Here is a 22,765-nt window from a genome sequence, read left to right as displayed (position 1 = left end):
GCCGCATGGACAGGTCGCAAAGGACATGCAGACCCAGCCGCAGGGACAGGTAACCGATCGGTCGCGTGGGTCATCGCATTCATGGGCCGCGCTGGACCTCCTCGAGCGCTTCGACCTGCGCGCGCAGCTCGCGGAGCGCCGCCTCATCGCTGTTGCGGGCGGCCGCGCCGACCACCCGGACCTGGAAGGCGTCGAGGGCCGCGGTGAGCGAGAGCAGGCGGGCGGCCCAGGTGTCGCGCTCGTGCAGGAGCGCGCGGCCGGCGTCGTCGGAGCGCTGCATGTCGCCGGCCGCGAGCGCCCGGTCGAGGGCCTCGAGGCGACCGGTGGCCGCCGTGGCCGCCGTGATCGCCTGGGCCAGCTCCTCCTGCGCCCCGGCGTCACCGGCGGGCGCGAGGGCGAGGCTGCGGCGGACCACCGCGCGCAGGCCGTGACGGTGCCGGGCCGTGGCGATCGCCGGCAGGACCCGCTCGACCCCCGCGAGCGCCTCGCGCAGCGGCGCCGCCAGCTTGCCCGGCGTCAGCGCCCGCGAGCGCGTCACCTTGCGCACCGCCCCAAAGGTCGCCCCGCCGGCGGCCGCGAGGATCAACAGCGGCAGCAGGAAGATGATGTAGCGGTTGTTGAAGACGCCCGCGCACGAGGCCGCGACCACCGCGAGGGTGCGGCCGATCAACGCCCCGGCCTTCTTGCGCATCCGTCGCGAGCGCAGCGCCCCGCCATGCACGAGCTCCGCCTCGAGGCCGAGGCGCTGCAGCGCCGCGACCACCCCGCGGCCGCTGGCCTCGGACACCCGCGTGAGCAAGGTGAAGGGCACGCGGGGGATCGCCCGCTCGAGGTTGCCCGCGACCACGCAGAGCCCCGGGTTGCCCGCGATCCAGCCGATCAGGCGCGCTCGCAGGGCGCTGTCCAGCTTGTCGCCCGGCTCGCCCGGCCCGGACACCAGCACCGTGCAGCGACCCGCCTCGACCCGCGCCACCTCGAGGCCGCAGTGCATGCACACCGCGAGCTCGACCACCAGCGGCTGCCCGCAGCCGGCGCAGGCCGGACCGCTGACGCCCGCGGCCGGCAGCGCCAGCGCGACCGCCTCGCCCGCAGCGATCTGCTCGAGCAGCGCCGCGACCTGGACCGCCGCCTGCGGCCGGTCGGCGGGCGACTTGGCGAGCAGGCTGGCGACCAGCGCCCGCAGCGGCGCGGAGAAGCTGTCCGGCAACCCCGGGATCGCCGCCCGCCGGTGGGCCTCGATCACCCCGAAGGCCGTCGCCCCGGTGAAGGGCGGCCGCCCGGTGGCCATCTCGAACAGGATGCAGCCGAGCGCGTAGAGGTCGCTGCGCACGTCGACCGCCAGCGGGTCGAGCGACTCCGGGGCCATGTAATCCGGCGTCCCGAGCACCGTCAACGCCGAGCGCTCGACGCCCGCCAGCGAGGTCGCGCGGGCCATCCCGAAGTCGGCGATCTTGGCCCGATCACCGACCGCGACGAGGATGTTGGCCGGCTTCAGGTCGCGATGGATCACGCCCGCCGCGTGCGCACGCGCCAGACCGCGGGCCACCCCCGCCGCCAGGCGGGCCAGCCGCGCCTCGCCGAGCGGCGCCTCGCGGGCGATCAGCTGCGCCAGCGTCGGCCCCTCGACCAGCTCGAGCAGCAGCAGCGGCGCCCCCTCGACCTCCGCGACCCCGTACACCGCGACGATGTTGTCGTCGCGGATCCCTCGCAGCAGCGCCGCCTCCTGGGCGAAGCGCTGCGCCGCCGCGCTGTCCTGTCCGTGCGACTCGTGCAGCCGCTTGCCCGCGAACACCCGACCGTCGGCCGCCTCGACGCGCAGCACCGTGGCCACCGCCCCGCTCCCGAGCACCGCGCCGAGACGCAGGCCAGCGGCTTGCGTGGGGTCGCCCGGCTCCGACATGCCGGCGCATGATGCCCCAAGCTCGCCGCCAGCGACAGCGCCGCCTGCTACCCCGCCGCGGCCCGCCGCAGCCGATCCATGATCGCCGCCCCGATTCCCTGCTCGGGCACCGCCTCGACCACGATGCGCTCGATCCCCGCCGCATCGAGCGCTCGCAGCCCCGCGAACAGCTCGCGCCCGAACGCCGCCAGGTCGCCCGGCAGGCGCAGCAGCAGCGCTTGCGTCTCAACCTCGCGCCGACACACCAGCGCGACCCGCTCGCCCGCCGCCAGCGCCCGCTCCACCGCCGCCTCGCCCGCGCCCTCGGCCACCAGCAGGACCCTCGCCCGCGGCGCATAGTGACGGTGGCGCAGCCCCGGCGAGCGCCGCAGCGCCGCGGCATCGGACTCGTCCAGCGCGTCCACCGGCCCCAACAATTCCCGCAGCTGCTCGAGCGTCGCCGCCCCGCGGCGCAGCAGCAGCGGCCGCGGCCCCGTCAGGTCGAGCACGCTCGACTCGAGCCCGTGCAGCGTCGGCCCGCCGTCGAGGATCAGCGCCACGCGCCCGTCCAGATCTGCGAGCACGTGCTCCGCCCGGGTCGGGCTCGGCCGCCCCGAACGATTGGCCGACGGCGCGGCCAGCGGGCGGCCGCAGGCCCGCAGCAGCGCCAGCGCCACCGGATGCGCAGGCACCCGGAGCGCCACCGTGTCCTGCCCCGCCGTGATCACATCGGGCACTGCCTCGCCGCGCGGCAGCACCAGCGTCAGCGGTCCCGGCCACATCGCCGCCGCCGCGCGCTCTGCAAGCGCCGGGAAGCTGCGCGTCAGTCGACGCGCCGCCGCCACATCCGCCACGTGCACGATCAACGGGTTGTCCGCCGGTCGATCCTTCGCCGCGAAGATCCCCGCCACCGCCGTCGCTGACAGCGCGTCGGCGCCGAGCCCGTAGACCGTCTCGGTCGGGAAGGCCACCAGCCCGCCCGCCCGCAAGATGTCCGCCGCGCGGGCGATCGCCGCCGGGTCGTCCCCGGCCAGCAGCGTCGTGATCATCGCGGCCTCACCCGAACTTGGCCAGCTCGCCGAGCGCTTCCTTCATCTGCGCCGCGTCGGCGAAGCGCTGGTGCGCCTGCTTGCCGCAGCTCTTCTCGAAGAAGGCGTCGATCGCCCGCGCCTTGGCGGCCGGCACCGAGTCGGACAGGAAGTGGCTGACCGGCAGCGGGTCGCGCTCGCGGTGGGCGACCAGCAGCTTGCGCGGGTGGCCCTCGAACAGGTCCTCGAAGGGGTGGCGACCGCCGGTGACGAGCTCGAAGAAGGTCATGCCGAGCGCGTAGATATCGGCCCGGTGATCGATGTAGTTGCCGGGGATCGTCTGCTCCGGCGCGATGTAGCGCGGGTCGCCCATCACGTGCCCGGTCGAGTGCGACGACAGATCGCTGAGGTCGCGGGCGACCCCGAAGTCGAGCAGCTTGACCACCCGCAGCAGCGGGTCGTGGGAGTCGCGGGTGACGAAGATGTTGGACGGCTTGATGTCACAATGGACGATGCGCCGCAGATGCACGTAGCGCAGCGCGTCGAGCACCTGCGAGAAGATCTCGCAGATCACCGGGATCGACATCGAGGTCCCGCTGTCGACGAACCAACCCACGTCCTTGCCGCGCAGGTACTCCATCGCGAACCACAGCAGGTCGAACTCCTCCGTGGTCCCGACCTGCATCACGTGCACGAGGTTGTTGTGCATGAAGCTCGCGCACATCCGGGCCTCGCGGCGAAAGTGCCGGTGGGCCCAGTCGGGCACGTCGTTCTTCATCACCTTCAGCGCCACGTAGCGGTTCATCAGGCGGTCGAAGGCCTTGTAGACCTTGCTCATCCCGCCCTCGCCCAGCCGCTGCACGATCTCGAACTGCGACCCGCACGACACCACCGTCCCCGGCGGCAGCTCGGTCCCCTGATAGCCCTCGTACTGCGACTGCGACGCGGGCGTGATGCCGGTCGTCATCGTGTTGCGGGTGCCTGCGTTTTGGTCCTGAGTCGACACGAGGGGTGGAATCCGCGCGGTCCTGGCCCGCGGCGAAAACGGCTGTTCTTGCCGTGGGGTAGGCTACGCAAGCTACACCACCTGTAGCCACTCGTCAGCATCCCAGGCTCGGACCACGTAGCCCCCAACGGGGCCTCCTCCGACCCCGTGGAGCCTCGCGGCGACCCCACACACCCTCTCCCGCCTGCGTTCGCGCGACCGCGCGCCCACCCGTGTGCTTGCTCCGCCAGAAAACGCCGTTATCCCAGGGTCGCCTCGCCCTTCTGCCAGTCGCAGGGGCACAGCTCGTCGGTCTGCAGCGCGTCGAGGGTCCGCAGCACCTCGGCCACGTTGCGACCGACCTGCAGGTCATGGACGCTGACCCAGCGGATCACGCCCTGTGGGTCGACGATGAAGGTCGCCCGCAGCGGCACCCCGTCGGTCCGGTGCAAGATCCCCAGCGCCGTCGACAGCTCGCGCTTCGTGTCGGCCAGCATCGGGATCGCCAGCTCGCGCAGGTCGGGGTGGTGGTTGCGCCACGCGAGGTGCACGAAGTGGGTGTCCGTGCTGGCCCCGAGCAGCTGCGCGCCGCGGTCCGCGAACTCGCCGGCCTGCCTGCCGAACGCCGCGATCTCGGTGGGGCACACGAAGGTGAAGTCCATCGGCCAGAAGAACAGCACCAGCCACTTGCCGGGGTACGAGCCCTCCGAGATCTCGGTGAACTCCTGGCCCACGTCGCGGCTCACGACGGCCTGGAGCTTGAAAGCGGGGAATGTGTCGCCAACGGTCAGCATGGCCGGCCACACAGCAATCCCGGCGCCAGCGACCAGGTTCAATGATCTCAATATTTTGGCCAGCCCAAGACACCGACATTTCGCTGTACACCGATATTTCGCTATCCGTACACTGGCATTTCGGTGCCATCCAGCCCATCCTGGCCCCGCATGAGCCCCGCGGATCTCCCCCCCAGTGCCGCCGACCTGCGCTCCCTCGTCGACCTCGCTGGCGACGCCGCCCTCGATGACCTCCTGCGCCGCGGCCTCGACTGGGTCGCCCGCCTCGCCCCCTACGACCTCGCCACGATCTTCACCCTCCACGACCAGGCCCTGGTCGTCCGCGCCGCGCGTGGCCGCCTCGCCGGCAAGGTCCGCGAGCACAGCCTCGAGCTCGCCGACTTCCCGAGCCTGCGCGAGGCCCTCGAGACCCGCCGCGCCCGCGCCTTCACCGAGGACGACCACCGCCACGGCGACGGCGACCCCTTCGACGGCGTCCTCGACCTCCCGCCCGGCCACGCCTGCATGGTCGTCCCGCTGCACGCCGCCGGCCGATCGCTCGGCGTCATGACCCTCGACCGCACCACCTGCGAGACCTACTCGCAGCCCGTCGTCGAGCTGGTCGAGACCTACGGCCAGATCCTCGGCCTCGCCCTCGAGAACGCCGAGCAGCGCCTCACCCTCGAGCAGCTGCGTCAGCAGGAGCAGCAGCACGCCCGCGTCCTCGACGCCGAGGTCGAGGTCCACGGCGTGCTCGAGCGCTCGCACAGCCCCGCGATCCAGGCCCTCGCCGCCCGCGCGCGCCAGGTCGCCGTCACCGACACACCCGTGCTGATCCTCGGCGAGACCGGCACCGGCAAGGAGCGCCTGGCCCGCGCGATCCACCGCTGGAGCCCCCGCGCCGACCGCCCCTTCGTCGCCCTCAACTGCGCCGCGATCCCGCCGAGCCTGCTCGAGAGCGAGCTGTTCGGCCACAGCAAGGGCGCCTTCACCGGCGCCACCCAGGCCCGCCCCGGCCGGTTCCAGATGGCCCACGGCGGCACCCTCCTGCTCGACGAGATCGGCGAGCTGTCGGTCGACGTACAAGCCAAGCTCCTGCGCGTCCTGCAAGAAGGCACCCTCGATCCGGTCGGCAGCGACCGCAGCGTCAAGGTCAATGTCCGCATCCTCGCCGCCACCCACGTCGACCTCGAGCAGGCGATCGCGGAGCGGCGATTCCGCGAGGACCTCTATTATCGCCTGCATGTATTCCCATTGCGACTACCACCATTGCGCGAGCGCCTCGTCGACCTCCCGCAGCTGTGCGCCGCCATGCTCGCCGAGCAGAGCCAGCGCACCGGTCGCGCCGGCATGCGGGTCAGCGACGCCGGCCTCGCCCGCCTGCGCCAGCACGCCTGGCCCGGCAACCTGCGCGAGCTGGCCAACGCGCTCGAGCGGGCGACGATCGTCACACCCGGCCGCGTGCTCGGCCCCGAGAGCTTCGAATTCGCGGTCCGCACCGCCAGTCCTGCGGGACAGGTCAGCGAGCCCGCGAGCGCCGAGGGCCCGCAGCTCACCCTCGATCAGGCCCAGGCCCAGCACATCCGGCGCGCCTTGCAGCGCACCCACGGCCGCATCTACGGCCCCGGCGGCGCCGCGGAGCTGCTGGCCGTCAAGCCGTCGACGCTGCAGAGCAAGATGAAGAAGCTGGGGATCGGGCGAGCCTGATGCCGTGACGGCGCCACCTTCCAGCGGCCCGCTTCACCCCACCGGCAGCGGCAGCGCGACCCAGAATAGCGAGCCCTTGCCGACCTCGCTCTCGACCCCGATCTGCCCGCCCATCGCCTCGACCAGCCGCTTGCACAGCGCCAGCCCCACCCCGCTGCCGCGCCGATCGCCGCCGTCGACCTGCGCGAAGGGCCGAAACAGCTGCGTCAGCCCCACCCTCGAGATCCCCACGCCGGTGTCCTCGACCTCGACCTTCACCTGCCCGACCGACCCGCTCGTGCGCAGCACCACCGATCCCGCCTGCGTGTAGCGCAGCGCGTTGGCCACCAGGTTCACGATCACCTGGCGGATCCGCGGCGCGTCGCCGACGCGCCGGGTCGCCAGATCCGGCGCCAGCTCGAACCGCAGCACCACCCCCGCGGACGCCTGCCCGCGCAGCAGCTCGACCACCGACTCGAGCAACGCGCCGAGCTCGAAGGACGCCGCGCGCAGCTCGAGGTGCCCCGCCTCGATCCGCGAGATGTCGAGCACCTCGTTGATCAGCGCCAGCACGTGCTCGCCCGCCAGCGCCACCCGCTGCAGGTCCGCCGCCGCCTCGGGATCGGCCGCCACCGCCGGCACCTCGCGCAGCAGCGCCGTATAGCCGAGGATCGCGTTCAGCGGCGTGCGCAGCTCGTGGCTCATGTGCGTCACGTAGGCCGTCTTGTTGGCGTTGGCCGCGTCGGCCTCCGCCCGCGCCGTCTCGACCGCCGCCAGCGCCTCGGCCAGCGATCGCTGCAGCGCCTCCGCCCGCCGCTGCCGCCACGTCGCCACCACCAGCAGCGCCAGCGCCGTCGCGGCCGACAGCAGCGCCGCCAGAGTCAGCACATACAGCGCGCTCCACCGCTGCCCCAGCCGCTGCGACAGCTCGGCCGTCTCGCCGCGGACCGCCCGCACGAAGCCGTCGATCGCCTCGCGCCGCGCAGCCGCGTCGTCGCTCGCCAGCGCGGCCTGCAGGGCGGTCTGAGACGCTCCGCCGCTGGCCGCCGTCGCCTCCGCGAGCCGCCGCAGCTCGGCCTCGATCGACCCGCCGCGCCCGAGGCTCTGTTGCAGCGCCTGCGCCTCGCCGAGCCAGCCGACCCGCTCCGCCACCTGCGCCCGCTCCTGCTCGACCGCCCGCACCAGCCACACGCACCACACCGCGAAGCCGAGGATCAACGCCAGCGCCAGCCAGAACAATCGCGGCAGGCTGCGGTTCTCCTGTCTCGACGCCACCCCCACGGCGCGGAGTATAGGCCCGTCCCGCGCTGGCGTCCCGGGTGCGGCCGCGGGTATCGTCGCCGCGCGACCGCCATGCGACGACCCGACCTCGCGCGCGCAGGCTCCGTCCTGGCCCTCCTCGCCTACCTCGCGCTCGCCCGCGCCGCCGGCAATCTCTACCCCTTCTCCAGCTTCAACATGTACTCCACCGAGCGCGTGCACTCGGCGAGCCGCATCGTCGCCCGCGACGACCAGGGCCGCGTCCACGAGCTCGACGAATACACCGCCTGGGACTGCCCCAAACCGCCGGACATCCGTCCCGACGCATGCCCTGCGCAGTGGCCGTTTTATTACATCCCTTACCTCGATCGCGAGGCCGCCGCCCTGCTCGCCGCCCGCCAGACCACGCTCCCCGACGCCGCGCCCGTGACCGTGATCCGCAGGGTGTTCCGCCTCCACGAACAACCCGGCGATCCGTCGATCGAGGACTGTTCCCTGCAAACCTGCCGCGCGGTGCAACCATGACGCACACCCCGCGTCGACCCGACGATACGCCCGAGCATGCGGCCGCCCGCGACGCCCCGGCCGCGTCGCGTCGCCACCTCCGCCTCGGCCTCGCGCTCGTCGCCGCCGTCGACCTCCTCGCCGTCGCCCTGCAGGTCGCCAGCACCGGCGCCGGCCCGCGCTCCCACCCGCTCGCCCCGGCGTGGCTGCTCGCCCCCGGCGGCCACTCATTCCTCGTCGCCGCGGTCGCTATCCCCGGCCTGCTCGCCCTCCTCGCCTTCGCCCGCGCGTGGCATCCCCTGCGCAGCGGCGCCCTCGCCCTCGCGAGCCTGTGCCTGCTCAACGAGTCCCACGCCGCCCTCATCCACGGCCCGAGCCGCCCCTACTTCTTCTCGGGCGCCCTCCTGCTCGCCTGGCTCGCCGGCACCGCCCTCGCCCGCGCCCTCCACCGCGGCGAACCCCGATCGCTCGCCCGCGACGAGCGCCACGCCGAGGCCGCCGCGCTCGGCGTGCTCGCTGCGATCTACGTCAGCGCCGGCCTCAGCAAGCTCCTGCACAGCGGCGTCAGCTGGGCCGACCAGCAGACCCTGCGGGCGATCGTCCTGTCGCATCACCGCGTCGCCGACACCTCTCTCGCCGGCAGCTACGCGCATTTCATCGCCGCCCGCCCGCTGCTCAGCCAGGTCCTCGCCACGCTCACCCTCGTCGTCCAGCTCGGCGCCCCGCTCATGCTCGTGGGTCCGCGCCTGCGCGCCGCGTGGGGCCTGCTGCTGCTCGGCTTCCACGTCCAGGTCACCCTGCTCACCGGCATCGGCTACCTGCAGGCCAAGCTGCTGGTGCCCCTCTTCACCCTCCCCTGGCCCGCCCTGCTCGCCCGCCTGCGCCGCGGCGGCCCGCCCCCGGACCCCGCCCCCGCCGTCCCGACCCGCGCCCGCCGCGTCCTCACCCTCGCCGCCCTCGCCCTCGCCCTCCTCGCCGCCATCACCTGGCTGTCCCCGCTGCGCCAATACACCGACCTGCACCACGCTGAGCGCGGCCGCCAGCGCGACGTTCCATAATCCACGTACATGTCTAAAAAGCCATGAACATAGCATATCGCCACAGCCAGCATGTCCCGACGGTCATGCTGTCCCCGCGCACGATCGCGCGACCACCTGTCCCGGGAGCCAGCCCGCCGTGCCGTGATACCCTCGCCGGCGTGCGCCGCGTCCTGGTCTCACTGCTCTGCCTCGCCGCCTGCACCGCGCCGCCCTCGGCGGTCGACACCCCGTCCGCGCCCGCCAAGGCCACGCCGCCCGCCGCCCCGAGCATTCGCCCGCTCGACGCCCACGCCGCCGGCGAGCTGAGCCAGGCCCTCGACACCGTCGCCCCCGAGTACCGCAGCACGATCGCCGCCCGCGGCCTCGCCGAGCTCGAGCGCGGCCGCCTCGGCGACCCCCTCGTCGACGCCCTCGACGCCCTCGCCGCCGCCGACCCGGTATCGCGCAGTCAGCTCATCGCCCAGGGCCTCGACAGCCCCGACGCCCGCGCCGGCTGGACGCAGCGCTGCACCACCCCCTTCGAGGCCACCATGAACAGCCTCGCCACCATCGCCCCCGCCGACCGCACGCGCTTCCTCCTCGACACCTGCTCCGCCGGCCTCGCCGACCTGCACCGCGCCGACGCGGCCACCGCCCCCGACCCCATGGCCCTCCTGCTCGCCCTCGTCACCCTCGGCGCCCTCGAGCGCGCCGGCGCGGTCGACCCCGCCGAGCGCAAGGCGGTCACCGCACTCTTCACACCTGTCCCCGGGGACAGCCCACCGCCGTGAGCCACACTCACGGCGGGCGCAGCCTTTCGCGGTAGCTGGCCTTTTCGCGGACTGGTACACGCAAGCGGCCATCGCCAGGCGTCGGCTTGCGCGGCGATCGGCGCCCACTACACTGGCCGGCCCTGGCATGCCCAAGCTCTCGCATGAAGCGCTGGTCCACCTCGTGCGTGCCGCCCCCGAGGTCATCGTCGGCCTGTTGCAGCGCGAGCTCGGGCTCGAGTTGCCGGCGATGGCTCACCCGCGCATCACTGCGGCCGAGCTGGTCGACCTCAACCTCGCCGAGTATCGCGCTGACGCGGTCATCACCCTCGGCCCCGATGACGCGCCTACTGAGGCCTTCGTGCTCGAGGCGCAGAACGACGTCGATCTCCGCAAGCGCCGGAGCTGGCCGCTGTATGTCGCCGGCCTGCGCGCGCGCCTGGGCTGCCCGGTCACCCTGGTGGTCGTCGCCCTCGATCCACGGGTGGCGGCCTGGTGCGCCGAGCCTATCGACCTCGGCCGTCAGCGCGGCACGATCCACCCGCTCGTGCTCGGTCCGGCCCAGATCCCCGTCATCATCGATCTCGAGGAGGCCTGCCGCGCCCCCGAGCTCGCCGTGCTGTCCGTCGCCGCCCACGGCCGCGAACCGGGCGCCGAGTTCATCGCCCTCGCCGCCCTCACCGCCGTGCGCGGCCTCGACAGGGACAAGGAGCTGTTTTACCCTGACTTCATCCACGCCGTGCTCGGCGAGGTCGCACGCGCCGCCCTGGAGCAGCTCATGAACAAGGCCACCTACGAGTACCAGAGCGAGTTTGCCCGCAAGTACATCTCCATCGGCAAGGCCGAGGGCAAGGCCGAGGGCAAGGCCGAGGGCAAGGCCGAGGGCAAGGCCGAGGGCAAGGCCGAGGGCAAGGCCGAGGGCCAGGCGCAGATGCTCCTCAAGCTGCTGCGGGTCAAGGGCTTCACCGTCTCCCCCGCGCTCGCGGCTCGCGTCGAGTCCTGCCAGGACCTCGAACAACTCGACCTCTGGGCCGAGCGCGTCCTCACCGCGACCTGCCTCGACGACATCTTCCGGGCCTGAAGCGCCCACGCGATCGCCCGGAGTTGACGACAGCGTGGGCGCCAGCGCCACCGCCACCGCCGTGAGCCGCGCTCACGGCGGGCGCAGCCCCTATCGATACAGCAGCTTGCCGGCCTGACTCCACGTCAGCCCGGCCTCGTCGAAGGGCTTCGCCGGGTCGCTGCCCACGATGTAGTTGACCCCCAGCATGCCCGTGCCCCAGCCGTTGTGGATGAACACATCCGTGAGCGCGTCGGTGATGAAGTCGACGTTCGGGTCGCCGATGTCGCGGCCGCGGGGATGGAAGTCACCGAGCACGAGCTTGTCCCCCGCGCCGATGTTCCAGCCGTCGATGCTGTTGATGAAGTTGTGGTGGATCTTCATCGCCCCGTCCTTCCAGAACGCCACCGCCGTCCGCCCCGCGCGCCACAGCAGCAGGCCGTCGCGGTCGGGCCGGAAGCGGCCGCTCTGGATGCGATCGCCGGCCTGCAGCGGCCAGTGGTGCTCCGCGGCCCCGCCGTCGTGCTCGAGGTTGGTCTGGCGGATCCACAGCAGGTGAAAGCGGTCGCCCGACCACTTGAGCAGGCCCGCCCACTGCGGCGAGCGGATGAACACCTCGTCGAGGCCGTCGCCGTCGAAGTCGCCGACGCAGTGCCAGTCGACGCCGCCCATGTTCCAGCCGTCGACCCAGTCGTTCTGGATGCTGGCGAGGGCCAGGCGCCGCGCGCCGTTGTCCCAGCGCAGCAGGCCGATCCACTCCGGCGAGCGGATCATGATCTCGTCGGCGTTGCGCTGGCTGAAGCGACCGACCAGCTCGGTGTTGTCCTGGCCGAGGTGCCATTGATCGATCCACTCCTGCTGGATCGACTGCAGGCGCAGCTGGCCGCTGACCAGCTTGAGCACCCCCGCCCAGCCCGGGCTGCGGATATACACCTCGGCCCGGCCGTCGCCGTCGAAGTCGCCGATATGCTCCCAGTTGTCGCCCCCGAGGTTCCAGCCGTCGATCCAGTCGTTCTGGATCGAGACCGTCTGGAAGGCCCCGCGGTCCCACTTGAGCACGCCGGCCCACTCCGGACTGCGGATATAGATCTCGTCGCGCCCGTCGCCGTCGAGGTCGCCGACCAGCTCGCGGTTATCGGTGCCGAGGTTCCACTGCCCGATCCAGTCGTTCTGCACCGCCACCACGTTCCACTGCGCCTGCACGTGGGTGAGCAGCGCGGCGTTGTCGGCGTTGCGGATAAACACCTCCTCGCCCTCGGTCACCGACTCCGCCGTGAAGCGCCCGGCCAGGGCCCGGTCGCCCGCCCCCACCGTCCAGCCGACCCGCGGATTGCCGTCGATCTGCAGCGTGAAGCGCAGCTCCCCGCCGACCACGCGAATGTTGGTGATGCTGAGCCCCGACGGGCGCTTGCCGTAGAGATCGCTGGACGGCACGCTGGCCCGCGTGAACGCGTTGCGCACGCCCCCGCCGCCCGCGGCGGGCTGCGGGAACAGCTTGCCGCGCAGGTCGTCGTGGCCGGTCCAGCGCGTGCTCGCGTGGTCCGAGGCGTCGGCGAACTCGGGGTCAAAGTAGGGCGCGTCGCGCAGCAGCCACAGGCGCGACGGCAGGCCCATGCGCTCATTGATATGCAGCACCAGCAGGCCCTCCTCCGGCAGCGCGCCGTCGGGGCGCCAGACCTCCTGCCCGGTGGCCTTGCGGTACTCGAGCAGGAAGTATTCGTGCGGCGTATTGATCGGATCCGGCACCACCTTGAAGGCCTCGCCCGTGGTCGTATACGGCTTCAGCGCCAGCTCGGCCGCGGCGACGTGGGGCCCCGAGATCACCTGCTTGTAGGCGAGCCAGCCGGCGCGGAACTTGATCGCCGCGCACACCTCCGACATGCGGCCGGGCGGCGTGTTGTCACCCAGGATATCCCAGTACCCGGTGCAACCCTGGGGCCCGTAGAGGTCGTAGAATTCGAGGAAGTTGTGCGAGAACTCGTGGCACAGCGTGCCCCAAAAGCCGCGCCCGACCTTGGCCGGCGCGTCAGGCGGCGACCAGCGATCGAGGCCGTAGGTGATATGCGTGTAGTCGCCGACCAGGTAGACGTGGCCACCGACGCTGCGCTCGAAGCCGCCGAACCACGCCGACGCGTGCACCGAGTAATGCTGGACCAGCACGATCGACGGGATCCAGCGCTTGCCGTCGCGCGTGAGGCTGCCCGCGGCCTGCCAGATCGCCTCGGCGCCGGCGTCCACGCATTTCTCGACCAGCTGCTCCCACGCCTGCGCCCCGCCGGCCGGCGGGTCGACCTCGAGCACGATCGGCCGGCGACTCGCGTCGCGCGGCGTGTTCATACCGAAAGCCAGATGCCCGTACGACACCGTCCGCCAGTAGCGGTACATGAATTCGGAGATCCCCGGGTGGCAGGGGTCGGCCCCCTCGTCCAGCCAGTTCAGCGCGTCCTGCACGGTCGTGTTGACATAGTCCCCCGGCCGACCACTTCGCAGATTGAAGAAGATCGCCACGGAGTACCACTGCGGCGCCATTCGATCCGTGAGGTCCGGCCGCGGCAGCTTGGCGAACATGTCGCGCAAGGCCGGCGAGATCTCGGCGTGGACCACCGCCTTGCCCTCGACGTCGGGCAGCAGGTGGCGCTCGAAGGGGTCCTTCGGCGAGCGGTGCATGAACTTCGTCAGCTCGGACCACGCCACCCGCTTGTCACGCCCGAGCGCCACATCCGGCGCGACCTTCGGCTTCACAACTTCGGGGACATTCACCAATCTCGAACCAATGCGCTTGATCGTCGGCAACGGAGCACCTCCTGCGAGCCCGAACGTAGGCCGCCTCTGCCGACCCTGGCAAGTGCAACGATCGCGCGCTCCCGAACCTGTCCCCGGGGCCAGACTCGCGCCCCGTGATATCCTCGCCGCCATGGCCAAGACTTCCGCCCTCGCCCTCCTCGCCGCCCTCTGTGCCTGCGGCGACCCGACCAGCGAGCGCCCGCTCCCCGCCGCGCCCGGGACCTGCAGCGAGCGGCCGCCCGCGACCCGCCGCGACGAGCTCGTCGAGGAGCTCCACGGCACCCCCGTCGCCGACCCCTACCGCTGGCTCGAGGACGCCAGCGACCCCGCCGTCCAGGGCTGGATGCGCGCCCAGGACGACCACGCCCGCGGCCTGCTCGCCGCGCTCCCGGAGGGCCCCGCCCTGCGTGCCCGCCTCGCCGAGCTCCTCTACGTCGACGCCATCTCCGCCCCCGTCCGCCGCGGCGACCGCATCTTCTACACCCGCCGCCACAAGGATCGCGAGAAGGCCATCTATTACGTCCGCGACGGCGAGGACGGCGACGAGCGCGTCCTCCTCGACCCCAACACCCTCTCGCCCGACGGCAGCATCTCCGTGCACGGCGTGTTCCCCAGCTACGACGGCCGCCTGCTCGCCTACAAGCTCAGCATCAACAACGCCGACGCCTCGACCATGCACCTGCGCGACCTGGACAGCGGCCGCGAGCTCCCCGATCGCATCGACAACGCCCGCTACGCCAGCCCCGCCTGGACCCCCGACGGCCGCGGCTTCTACTACGTCTGGCTCCCCGCGGACCCGACCATCCCGCCCGCCGAGCTCCCGGGCCGCGCCGAGGTCCGCTTCCACCGCGTCGGCGATGCCGGTGACCACGACGATATCATCGCCGCCGCCACCGGCGACGCCTCCCGCTTCGTCGGCGTCCAGCTGTCCCGCGACGGCCGCTTCCTCACCATCAGCCACCAGCACGGCTGGAACAGCACCGACCTGTATTTCAAGGACCTGAGCGAAGGGCCAGCCAGCGATCCACCTGTCCCGAAGGACATCCCCGCCCCCGGCTTCCGCCCGCTGGTCGCCGGCCGCCCCGCGATCTTCGACCTCATCGCCTGGCGCGGCGCCTTCTATGTCCACACCAACGACGGCGCCCCGCGCTACCGCGTCTTCAAGGTCGACCCCGCCCGCCCCGCCCGCGCGCACTGGCGCGAGCTGGTCCCCGAGTCCGACGCCACCCTCGAGGGCGTCCAGGTGATCGGCGACCGCCTGGTCCTCAGCTACCTCCGCGACGCCCACAACGAGCTGCAGCTCCGCGACCTCGAGGGCGCCCCGATCGGCCCCATCGCCCTGCCCGGCCTCGGCAGCACCAGCGGCCTGGTCGGCGAGCCCGACGACCCGCGCGCCTACTTTCACTTCACCTCCTTCACCCAGCCCGACCAGATCTATTCGACGGACGTCCAGCGCGGCGAGACCCACCTCTGGCGCGCCATCGAGGTCCCGGTCGACACCAGCCGCTTCACCGTCGAGCAGGTCCGCTACCCGTCGAAGGATGGCACCCCGATCTCGATGTTCATCGTCCGCCGCCGCGACCTCCCGCTCGATGGTAAGCGCCCGACCCTCCTCTACGGATATGGCGGCTTCAGCGTCAGCCTCACCCCCGCCTTCTCCGCCCGCGCCGTCGCCTGGCTCGAGCACGGCGGCGTGTATGCCGTCCCCAACCTCCGCGGCGGCGGCGAATACGGCGAGGACTGGCACCGCGCCGGCATGCGCGAGCACAAGCAAAACGCCTTCGACGACTTCGCCGCCGCCGCGCAATATCTCATCACCCACGATTACACCCGCCCGCAGCAGCTCGCCGTCTACGGCGGCAGCAACGGCGGCCTCCTCGTCGGCGCCCTGATGACGCAACACCCGGAGCTGGTCCGCGCGGTCGTCTGCGCGGTGCCCCTCCTCGACATGCTCCGTTACCACCGCTTCGGCGCCGGCCGCACGTGGATCCCCGAATACGGCGACCCCGACATCGCCGCCGAGTTCGCCTGGCTCCACCCCTATTCACCCTACCACCATGTCCCAAAGGACAGCCCCCTCCCCGCCCTCCTGATGCTCAGCGCCGACAGCGACGACCGCGTCGACCCCATGCACGCCCGCAAATTCACCGCCGCCGTGCAGCACGTCAGCGATCGCCCGGCCTGGCTCCGCGTCGAGCGCAACGCCGGCCACGGCGGCGCCGATCTCGTGCAGCAGACGATCGCCCGCGAGGCCGATGCGCTGGCGTTCCTGCTGGCCGAGCTCGGGGCGTGAGGCCGGCAGTGCCACACGCCACATCGTACACCCGCGCCACGCCGGTGCACGGCACGACGCGACCCATCACATGAGACCTGTGTCGCTACGCGGTCGCGCGCCGGGTATGTAGATATCGCGGGCGGCCGGGTATCCGGCACCACGCCCTCACAGGGGGATCGAGTCCCGCCGTTCGCTGAATTCTCTGGCCAGCTCAGGCGGCAGCGCACCGCCGAATGCGACGTACATCGTCATGATCTCGTCGCTGTAGCTGCGCCCGTACACGAGGCCGAGGAACACCTCGGCGACGAATTCCCGCGGGTTGCCCGCGCCGTACTCGCTGACCTGACCGCAGACGGCCGCGCGCTGCGTGTCGTCTTTCAATGCCGTGAAGAACAGGCCGTGGAAGCGCTCGGGCGAATTGGCGTAATGGAAGGCGTGGCCCATCTCATGGATCATCGTCGCCACGCCGCTGGGATCGAGGACGGTCGAGGAGTACTTGTAGCCGTTGTTGAGACCGGTGTCGGCGGCCTTCCAGCGGACGGGGTCGAGCAAGGGCAGGCCGAGGGCATTCGAGCTGATGTGGAGAAAGTCGGGGGCGTGAAAGACGGCGCGCTCGGTCTTGTCCTTGACCGTGCACTCCCCACCGACGCTGAGCGTGCGGCCAAATTTCGGGAGGTGCAGGCGCAACACCGGCGGACGAAAGCCGCGGGCCGTGATCTTCTCGATCGCCGAGCGGACCGCGGCCAGCTTGGTCTCGAGGTGGACGTCACTGGGGTTGTACGTGACAGGCCAGGACACGCCCGCGAGGTCGAGCGACTCGGTGACCACCTCATCGGCCTCGTCGTTGGGCGCGTAGGCGTTCTCCAGCTCGGGGAAGCTGCTGGTGCCCGTGACCTCGTTGCGGTACTTCTCGGCCAGCTTGGCGAGGCCGGCGGCGTCGAGCTCGGAGTCCTCGATGCCCGAATCCTCGCTCTGCGCGATGATCTTGGCGATGTCGTCGGCGGCGACGGCGTTGATCCCGCCCACGGCCTCGTCGCTTAGCTCGCCAGCCGGGCCGCGCGGCCTGCTGAGCCAATCGAGGATGCTGCCCTCGTCGACATCCTCCCAGCGGTCGTCCTCGACTGTGCGCTTGGCATAGTCGGCAAAACGCGGGTCCATGGCGACGCCGACGGCGCGCCGCTCACGGCCCCGCGCCACGCGCAGCTCCTGGTCCCGAAGCCGCGCGCGCTCGTCGTGCAGCAGGGCCCGCGCGCTCGTCTCGAGGGTGTCCGCCGCGGTCTCGCGGGTGCTGGTCGTCCACCACTTCGAGGTCGCTCGCAGGCCACGCGCGTCCCGCCAGTCGTCGATCGCTGCCACGATCGCCTCGAGGGCCCTGACACGCTCAGCGAACTTGCCGGGCACACCCCGCACCTCGTCCCACTGGGCCACCGCCGCGTCGATGACGACGAACTCCGTCGAACGCTTGCTGCCGTATACATAGGACTCGCTCGTCCACAGCTCGGGCGAGAGGTCGTTCATCGCGGGGAAGCGCTGGACGACCAGACCGCCGCAGCCCTGACAGCCGCAACCGTGACCATGCAGATCGGCGAGGCGCTGGACCACCGGGGCCCGGCTGCGAACCGCGGCGGGCACGGCGAGCGGGGCCACCTCGCCGGCGACGACACGCCGCGCGGCGAGGTCGGCGGCCCGTTCAAAGCGGTCTCCGGGGTCGCTGACCCGCACGCCGCCGCCGACCTGCTTGCCGTCGACCGAACCGCGTGCCTGCTGCAAGGTGTGGCTGGCCTCGTGCGCGAGCACGTGGAGCCCCGCGGGCGTGCCCGGATCGTAACTACCGGCGCGGAAGAAGATATCGCTGCCCGTGGTGAAGGCGCGGGCCGCCAACGACCGGGCGAGACGATCGGCCGCGCCGTCGGTGTGGACGCGGACATGGTCGAGCCCGCCGCCGAGGCCGTGCTCGAGGCGCTGCTGGACATCCGTGGCCAGCCGACCACCCGCGCCGAGGCGAGCCCGGATGCGGCCGGCGAGCGTGTCGTCGCCGCCGGGGCGATGCAAGGCGCGCTGGACGGCGTCGTTGCCGATGCTCTGGTGCAGCCGCTGGATCGCCGTCGGCGACCCAGCCAACTCGGGCTCCTCCTGCCGCGCCGGGCCCGTCATCGCCAATGCCGTCGCCCTTGGTTCCTTCGCCATCGCCACCTCCCTGCGAACCACCCGAGGCTATCACAATGGCATTGTCAGCGAGCACCGGGCACGAGCGCGCTCACTGCATCCGCACGGCCCCCGTGCGCGCGTCCACGTCCGCGACCCAGGTGCGACCGAAGCCGGCCAGGCGCCGAAAGACCAGCCGCACGCGGCCAGGATGGCGCTCGTGGCCAGAGAGCGGACTGTCCATGGCCGCGACCTCGTGCATCAAGATCCCGCGGCTGATGTAGATGATCGAGCCATCCCGAACCACGGGCTGACGGCATACACCGTGACCTGCCCGAAACTCCGGCAAGCTCGCGACCGCGCCCGAGCGCCGATCGCAGGGGCGTCCCCCGCGTCCCGGTGATCGTGACGCGCCACCCCGGCCTCGCCTGCCGCGTGCGTAATCGCGCAATATCGTGTAGCGTCCCCCGAATGAGCATCCTCGACCACCTCACCCTGAATGTCCGCGACTACGCCCGCAGCAAGGCCTTCTACCAGCAGGCCCTCGCCCCGCTCGGCATCACCCTGGTGATGGAGTACGGCGAGGCCTGCGGCTTCGGCCGCGGACCCAAGCCCGACCTGTGGATCGGCGGCCGCCCGTCGAGCTTCCACACCAGCGAACAATGGGCTGTCATCACCCCGATCCACCTCGCCTTCGCGGCCCGCAGCCGCGACGAGGTCGATGCATTCCACCGCGCAGCCCTGGCCGCCGGTGGCCGCGACTTCGGCGCGCCCGGGCCGCGGCCGGCCTACCACGCCAATTACTACGGCGGCTTCATCCTCGACCCCGACGGCCACAACATCGAGGCCGTCTACCACGCGCCCGTCGCTTGAGCGCGGCCCCGCGCGGTGCCATCATGCGCCGCGTGCCGCGGCGTGTGCTCTCCGAACCCCTGGTCCACTTCGCGGCCCTCGGGCTGTTGTTCTTCGCCGTGCACGCGGCGCTGACCTGCGAACGCGGCGAGCCGCTCGCGGTCGACGGAGCCAGGGTGCAGGCGACCGGCAACGCGCTGGCGCGCCGCCTCGGCCGCGTGGCGACGCCCGCCGAGCTCGCGGAGGCGCTGCAGGTCGAGCTCGACGAGGAGCGCCTGTATCGCGAGGCGCTCGCGCTGGGCCTCGACCGGGACGACCCGATCGTGCGCCGCCGCCTGATCCAGAAGCTCCGCTTCGTGCACGAGGATCTCGCGGAACAGGGCGAGCCCGACGACGCCGCGTTGCTCGCGGTCCGCGACGCTGACCCCGCGCGCTACTCCCTCCCGGCCCGTTACGCCCTGACCCAGGTGCTCGCCGCACGCGATCGACATCTGGACCCGCGGGCAGCCGCGCAAGCGCTGCAGCAGCGCCTGCTCGCCGGCGCGGACCCGGTCGGCCTCGGCGACCTCTGTGTCCACGGCCAGCGCTTCGGTGAGCGCACCGCCGCCGCCTACGCGGGCATCCTCGGCGAGTCCTTCGCGGCTGCACTTTCGGACATGACCCCGGGGACATGGTCGATCGCCCCGTCAACCCTCGGCTGGCACGTCGTCCGCGTCGATGCCGTGCGCGCCCCGAGCCTGCCCGAACTCGCCACCCTCCGCCCGCGCCTGCGCGCCGACTGGGAGGCCGCCCGCCGTGACGCCAGCAGCCAGGCCGCCATCCGCGAGCTGCGGGCCCGCTTCCCCGCGTCGCTCCACGAGCTCCCGGCCGAGGTGGCGAGCGCCCTCGCGGAGCGCGAGCGCTGATGCATCGCTACGCCCGCAATCCGCACCGCCCGCGCCGTCGCGGGGCCTCGCTGGTCCTCGCCATCACCCCCGCGCTGCTCCTGCTCGCCGCGCCGGCCCACGCCCACGAGTTTCGTGCCGGCGTCTTGCTCGTCGACATCGACCCGGACGGCGCCCTCGAGCTGCGCCTCGAGCTCCCACCGGACGCGCCGCGCCCACGCCTCGAGCTCCCCGTCGGCTGCGAGATCGTCCGCGCCGCGCCGACCCAGCGCGCGACCTGCTCGCCCGCCGCCCTGCGCGGCGCGGTGACCGTGCACGACCTCTCACCGGAGCTCGAGCTCGTCGCCCACCTGCGCCAGCCCGGGCAGCCCGCCCGCACCCAGCTGCTGCACCACGACGCGCCCTCGCTGCCGCTGACGCCGAACCACACCGGGCTCGCCGGCTACCTCCGCCTCGGGGTCCAGCACATCCTCGGCGGCCCCGACCACCTCCTCTTCGTCGTCGGCCTCGCGCTGTGGGTCCGCGGTCTCGGCCCGCTGCTCGCCACCCTCACCGCCTTCACAGCGGCGCACAGCCTCACCCTCGCGCTCGCGGCCCTCTCGCTGGTCCGCCTGCCTCAGCCGCCGGTCGAGGCCTGCATCGCCGTCTCGCTGGTGCTCCTGGCCCGCGCGATCGTCCGCGGCGACCTGTCCCAAAGGACACCCTGGCGCTTCGCCGGCGCCTGCGGCCTGCTCCACGGGCTCGGCTTCGCCGGCGCCCTCGCCGACATCGGCCTCCCGCCCGACGCCGTCGTCGGCCCCCTCGCGGCGTTCAACCTCGGCGTCGAGCTCGGTCAGGTCGTCGCCCTCATGCTCGTCGGCCTCGTCGCCGCCGCGCTGCTGCGCCTGGCCCCGCGCGCGCCGCTGCGGCTGCTCACCGCATATCTCATCGGCGGACTCGCCACCACCTGGACCGTCCTGCGCCTGCTCGCCCTCGGGAACCCCGTATGACCCGCCTCGCATTCCTCCCCCTCGCCCTCCTGCTGGCCTGCAACAGCGAGCCCCCGCGCCACTACGACGATCCACGCGAGCCCTGCGCGGACCACAATCCCCGGCGCAACCTCTACTTCGGCGACCTCCACGTGCACACCGCATATTCCTTCGACGCGTGGATCTCCGACGTGCGCACCGACCCCGCCGGCGCCTATCGCTTCGCCCGCGGGGAGACCGTCGCCGGCGAGCGCCTCCCGCGGCCGCTCGACTTCGCGGCCGTCACCGACCACGCCGAGTACCTCGCCGAGGTCGAGGGCTGCACCACGCCCGGCTCCGCGATCTACGACACCGACCGCTGCGTGGGCTTCCGCGCCGCCGAGCAGAGCGCGCTGGTCCAGTTCGGGCTCGGCCTCAACACCGAGACCCCCAAGCGCTTCGACGACCTCTGCGGCCCCGGCGGCATCGACTGCCCGGCCCGCGCCGCCGCCGTGTGGCAGCGCGTCCAGGACGCCGGCGAGCAGGCCTACGACCGCAGCGCCGCCTGCGAATTCACCAGCCTGATCGCCTACGAATGGTCGGGCGCCCGCGAGCTCGCCAACCTCCACCGCAATGTCATCTTCCGCACTCGCAACGTGCCCGCCGCCCCGATCAGCCACTTCGAGGCGCCGACCGCCTTCGAGCTGTGGACCCGCCTCCAGTCCGAATGCCGCGAGGGCCTGCCCGGCTGCGACGTGCTGGCGATCCCGCACAACAGCAATTGGAGCAACGGCAATATGTTCGTACCCGAGACCCCCGCCGGCAGCGACCCGGCGACCCTCGCCCAGCTGCGCGCCGACCTCGAGCCATTGCTCGAGGTCTATCAACATAAGGGCGACTCGGAGTGCATGAACGGCATCAGCGGCCTCGGCGAGCCCGACGAGCTGTGTGACTTCGAGAAGCTGCGCACCGGCGCCGTCGAGGACTGCGGCGAGGCCGCTGGCAGCATGGGGATCGTCGCCCGCGGCTGCGTGTCGCGGCTCGACTTCCTGCGCGGCGTCCTGCTCAAGGGCATGCAGGAGCAGGCCAAGCTCGGCGTCAACCCCTATCGACTCGGCGTGATCGCCAGCACCGATACCCACAATGGCACCCCCGGCAAGGTCGAGGAGGTCAATTACAGCGGACACTTCGGCAACCTCGAGAGCGACCCGGTCGCGCGCCTGACCGCGGCGATCCCCGCCGGCCCGCGCAACAGCGGCGGCGGCCTGGTCGCCGTGTGGGCCGAGGAGAACAGCCGCGAGGCGATCTTCGACGCATTGCGCCGCCGCGAGGTCTACGGCACCAGCGGCCCGCGGATCGCCGTGCGTATGTTCGCCGGCTGGGACTTCCCCGCGGATCTGTGCGAGCGCGCCGACCTCGTCGAGGTCGCCGACCCGCGCGGCGTGCCCATGGGCGGCGTGCTCGGCGAGCGCCCGCAAGGCGCCGCCCCGCAGATCGTCGTCGCCGCCCAGCGCGACGTCGGCACCCCCGAGCAGCCGGGCACCGGCCTCGCCCGCGTGCAGATCATCAAGGGCTGGCTCGACGCCACCGGCGACGGCCACATCGCCGTATTCGACGTCGCCAGCGCCGCCGAGCCGGGCAGCGTCGACGAGATGACCTGCGAGCCCAAGGGCGCCGGCGCCGACGCGCTGTGCAACCTGTGGACCGACCCGAACTACGACCCCGCGTCACCGACCTTCTATTATGCGCGCGTGCTCGAGAACCCGACCTGTCGCTGGAGCTGGCGCGATTGCCTGGGCCTCCCGGCGAGCGAGCGCCCGCCGATCTGCGACGATCCAAGCTTGCCGCGAACCATTGAGGAGCGAGCCTGGACCAGCCCGATCTGGGTCGACCCGAGCTGATCCCGGCGATGCC

Annotated in this window: 18 protein-coding genes; 10 read left to right on the top strand and 8 right to left on the bottom strand. The window is 72.3% G+C overall.

Translation table 11 applies throughout. From position 1 onward, the window contains the following. Positions 1-79: 79 nt before the first annotated feature. The 4 genes from IPJ59_RS23635 to IPJ59_RS23620 all read right to left on the bottom strand — a co-directional run bounded on the left by IPJ59_RS23635 (position 80) and on the right by IPJ59_RS23620 (position 4,686). Positions 80-1,900 (bottom strand): serine/threonine-protein kinase, encoded by a 1,821-nt coding sequence (locus IPJ59_RS23635; protein ID WP_293273400.1) that lies wholly within the window; start codon positions 1,898-1,900, stop codon positions 80-82. A 47-nt stretch (positions 1,901-1,947) separates the two neighbouring features. Beyond that, a complete protein-coding gene (locus IPJ59_RS23630) occupies positions 1,948-2,928 on the bottom strand; it encodes an L-threonylcarbamoyladenylate synthase (RefSeq protein WP_293273399.1) in 981 nt (326 codons plus the stop codon). A gap of 7 nt (positions 2,929-2,935) precedes the next feature. Then, positions 2,936-3,874: a serine/threonine protein kinase gene (locus tag IPJ59_RS23625; RefSeq protein ID WP_293273398.1), complete on the bottom strand. Its 939-nt coding sequence runs from the start codon at positions 3,872-3,874 to the stop codon at positions 2,936-2,938. Between the two features lie 278 nt (positions 3,875-4,152). Beyond that, positions 4,153-4,686, bottom strand: coding sequence for a peroxiredoxin (locus tag IPJ59_RS23620; RefSeq protein WP_293250722.1), 534 nt, complete (start codon positions 4,684-4,686; stop codon positions 4,153-4,155). A 150-nt stretch (positions 4,687-4,836) separates the two neighbouring features. On the opposite strand from IPJ59_RS23620, the gene IPJ59_RS23615 reads away from it, so the two are divergent. Further along, a complete protein-coding gene (locus IPJ59_RS23615; protein WP_293273397.1) occupies positions 4,837-6,372 on the top strand; it encodes a sigma 54-interacting transcriptional regulator in 1,536 nt (511 codons plus the stop codon). A 33-nt stretch (positions 6,373-6,405) separates the two neighbouring features. Here IPJ59_RS23615 and IPJ59_RS23610 read toward each other — a convergent pair whose 3' ends face one another. Beyond that, entirely contained in the window at positions 6,406-7,626 is a 1,221-nt protein-coding gene (locus IPJ59_RS23610; protein WP_293273396.1) for a sensor histidine kinase, read from the bottom strand. Positions 7,627-7,704: 78 nt separating this feature from the next. Between IPJ59_RS23610 and IPJ59_RS23605 the strand changes: the two genes are divergently transcribed. The 4 genes from IPJ59_RS23605 (at position 7,705) to IPJ59_RS23590 (ending at position 10,985) form a co-directional block, all read left to right on the top strand. After that, complete coding sequence (locus tag IPJ59_RS23605; RefSeq protein WP_293250713.1) at positions 7,705-8,136, top strand: hypothetical protein; 432 nt, start codon at positions 7,705-7,707, stop codon at positions 8,134-8,136. Next, on the top strand, positions 8,133-9,173 hold the full coding sequence (locus IPJ59_RS23600; protein WP_293273395.1) for a hypothetical protein: 1,041 nt from the start codon (positions 8,133-8,135) through the stop codon (positions 9,171-9,173). Before IPJ59_RS23605 ends, IPJ59_RS23600 begins: the two co-directional genes overlap by 4 nt. Before the next feature lie 140 nt (positions 9,174-9,313). Further along, positions 9,314-9,925 (top strand): hypothetical protein, encoded by a 612-nt coding sequence (locus tag IPJ59_RS23595; RefSeq protein WP_293273394.1) that lies wholly within the window; start codon positions 9,314-9,316, stop codon positions 9,923-9,925. Between the two features lie 127 nt (positions 9,926-10,052). Further along, entirely contained in the window at positions 10,053-10,985 is a 933-nt protein-coding gene (locus IPJ59_RS23590) for an RpnC/YadD family protein (RefSeq protein WP_293273393.1), read from the top strand. 90 nt (positions 10,986-11,075) lie between these two features. On the opposite strand, the gene IPJ59_RS23585 is transcribed toward IPJ59_RS23590, so the two are convergent. Next, positions 11,076-13,757 carry a hypothetical protein gene (locus tag IPJ59_RS23585; protein ID WP_293273392.1) on the bottom strand — a complete coding sequence of 894 codons (2,682 nt, stop codon included), beginning with the start codon at positions 13,755-13,757 and terminating at the stop codon, positions 11,076-11,078. A gap of 121 nt (positions 13,758-13,878) precedes the next feature. On the opposite strand from IPJ59_RS23585, the gene IPJ59_RS23580 reads away from it, so the two are divergent. Beyond that, positions 13,879-16,041: a prolyl oligopeptidase family serine peptidase gene (locus tag IPJ59_RS23580; RefSeq protein WP_293273391.1), complete on the top strand. Its 2,163-nt coding sequence runs from the start codon at positions 13,879-13,881 to the stop codon at positions 16,039-16,041. A 147-nt stretch (positions 16,042-16,188) separates the two neighbouring features. Here IPJ59_RS23580 and IPJ59_RS23575 read toward each other — a convergent pair whose 3' ends face one another. After that, positions 16,189-18,210, bottom strand: a complete 2,022-nt coding sequence (locus IPJ59_RS23575) for an eCIS core domain-containing protein (RefSeq protein WP_293273390.1) — start codon at positions 18,208-18,210, stop codon at positions 16,189-16,191. Between the two features lie 70 nt (positions 18,211-18,280). Further along, positions 18,281-18,475: a hypothetical protein gene (locus IPJ59_RS23570; RefSeq protein WP_293273389.1), complete on the bottom strand. Its 195-nt coding sequence runs from the start codon at positions 18,473-18,475 to the stop codon at positions 18,281-18,283. Positions 18,476-18,645: 170 nt separating this feature from the next. On the opposite strand from IPJ59_RS23570, the gene IPJ59_RS23565 reads away from it, so the two are divergent. From IPJ59_RS23565 to IPJ59_RS23550, 4 genes are read left to right on the top strand one after another with little or no spacing between them, the layout of a single operon-like run. Continuing rightward, a complete protein-coding gene (locus tag IPJ59_RS23565) occupies positions 18,646-19,041 on the top strand; it encodes a VOC family protein (protein ID WP_366524668.1) in 396 nt (131 codons plus the stop codon). A 23-nt stretch (positions 19,042-19,064) separates the two neighbouring features. Beyond that, a complete protein-coding gene (locus tag IPJ59_RS23560; RefSeq protein ID WP_293273387.1) occupies positions 19,065-19,925 on the top strand; it encodes a peptidylprolyl isomerase in 861 nt (286 codons plus the stop codon). Continuing rightward, positions 19,925-20,893: a HupE/UreJ family protein gene (locus IPJ59_RS23555; RefSeq protein ID WP_293273386.1), complete on the top strand. Its 969-nt coding sequence runs from the start codon at positions 19,925-19,927 to the stop codon at positions 20,891-20,893. Before IPJ59_RS23560 ends, IPJ59_RS23555 begins: the two co-directional genes overlap by 1 nt. Then, the gene (locus IPJ59_RS23550; protein WP_293273385.1) at positions 20,890-22,752 is read left to right on the top strand and encodes a DUF3604 domain-containing protein; all 1,863 of its coding nucleotides are present in this window, start codon (positions 20,890-20,892) and stop codon (positions 22,750-22,752) included. Before IPJ59_RS23555 ends, IPJ59_RS23550 begins: the two co-directional genes overlap by 4 nt. The last annotated feature ends 13 nt before the right edge of the window (positions 22,753-22,765 follow it).

It is taken from the genome of Nannocystis sp. (assembly GCF_016714285.1).
In the GTDB taxonomy this organism is placed as follows: domain Bacteria; phylum Myxococcota_A; class Polyangia; order Nannocystales; family Nannocystaceae; genus Nannocystis.
This window is presented reverse-complemented; position numbering and strand designations above follow the sequence as displayed.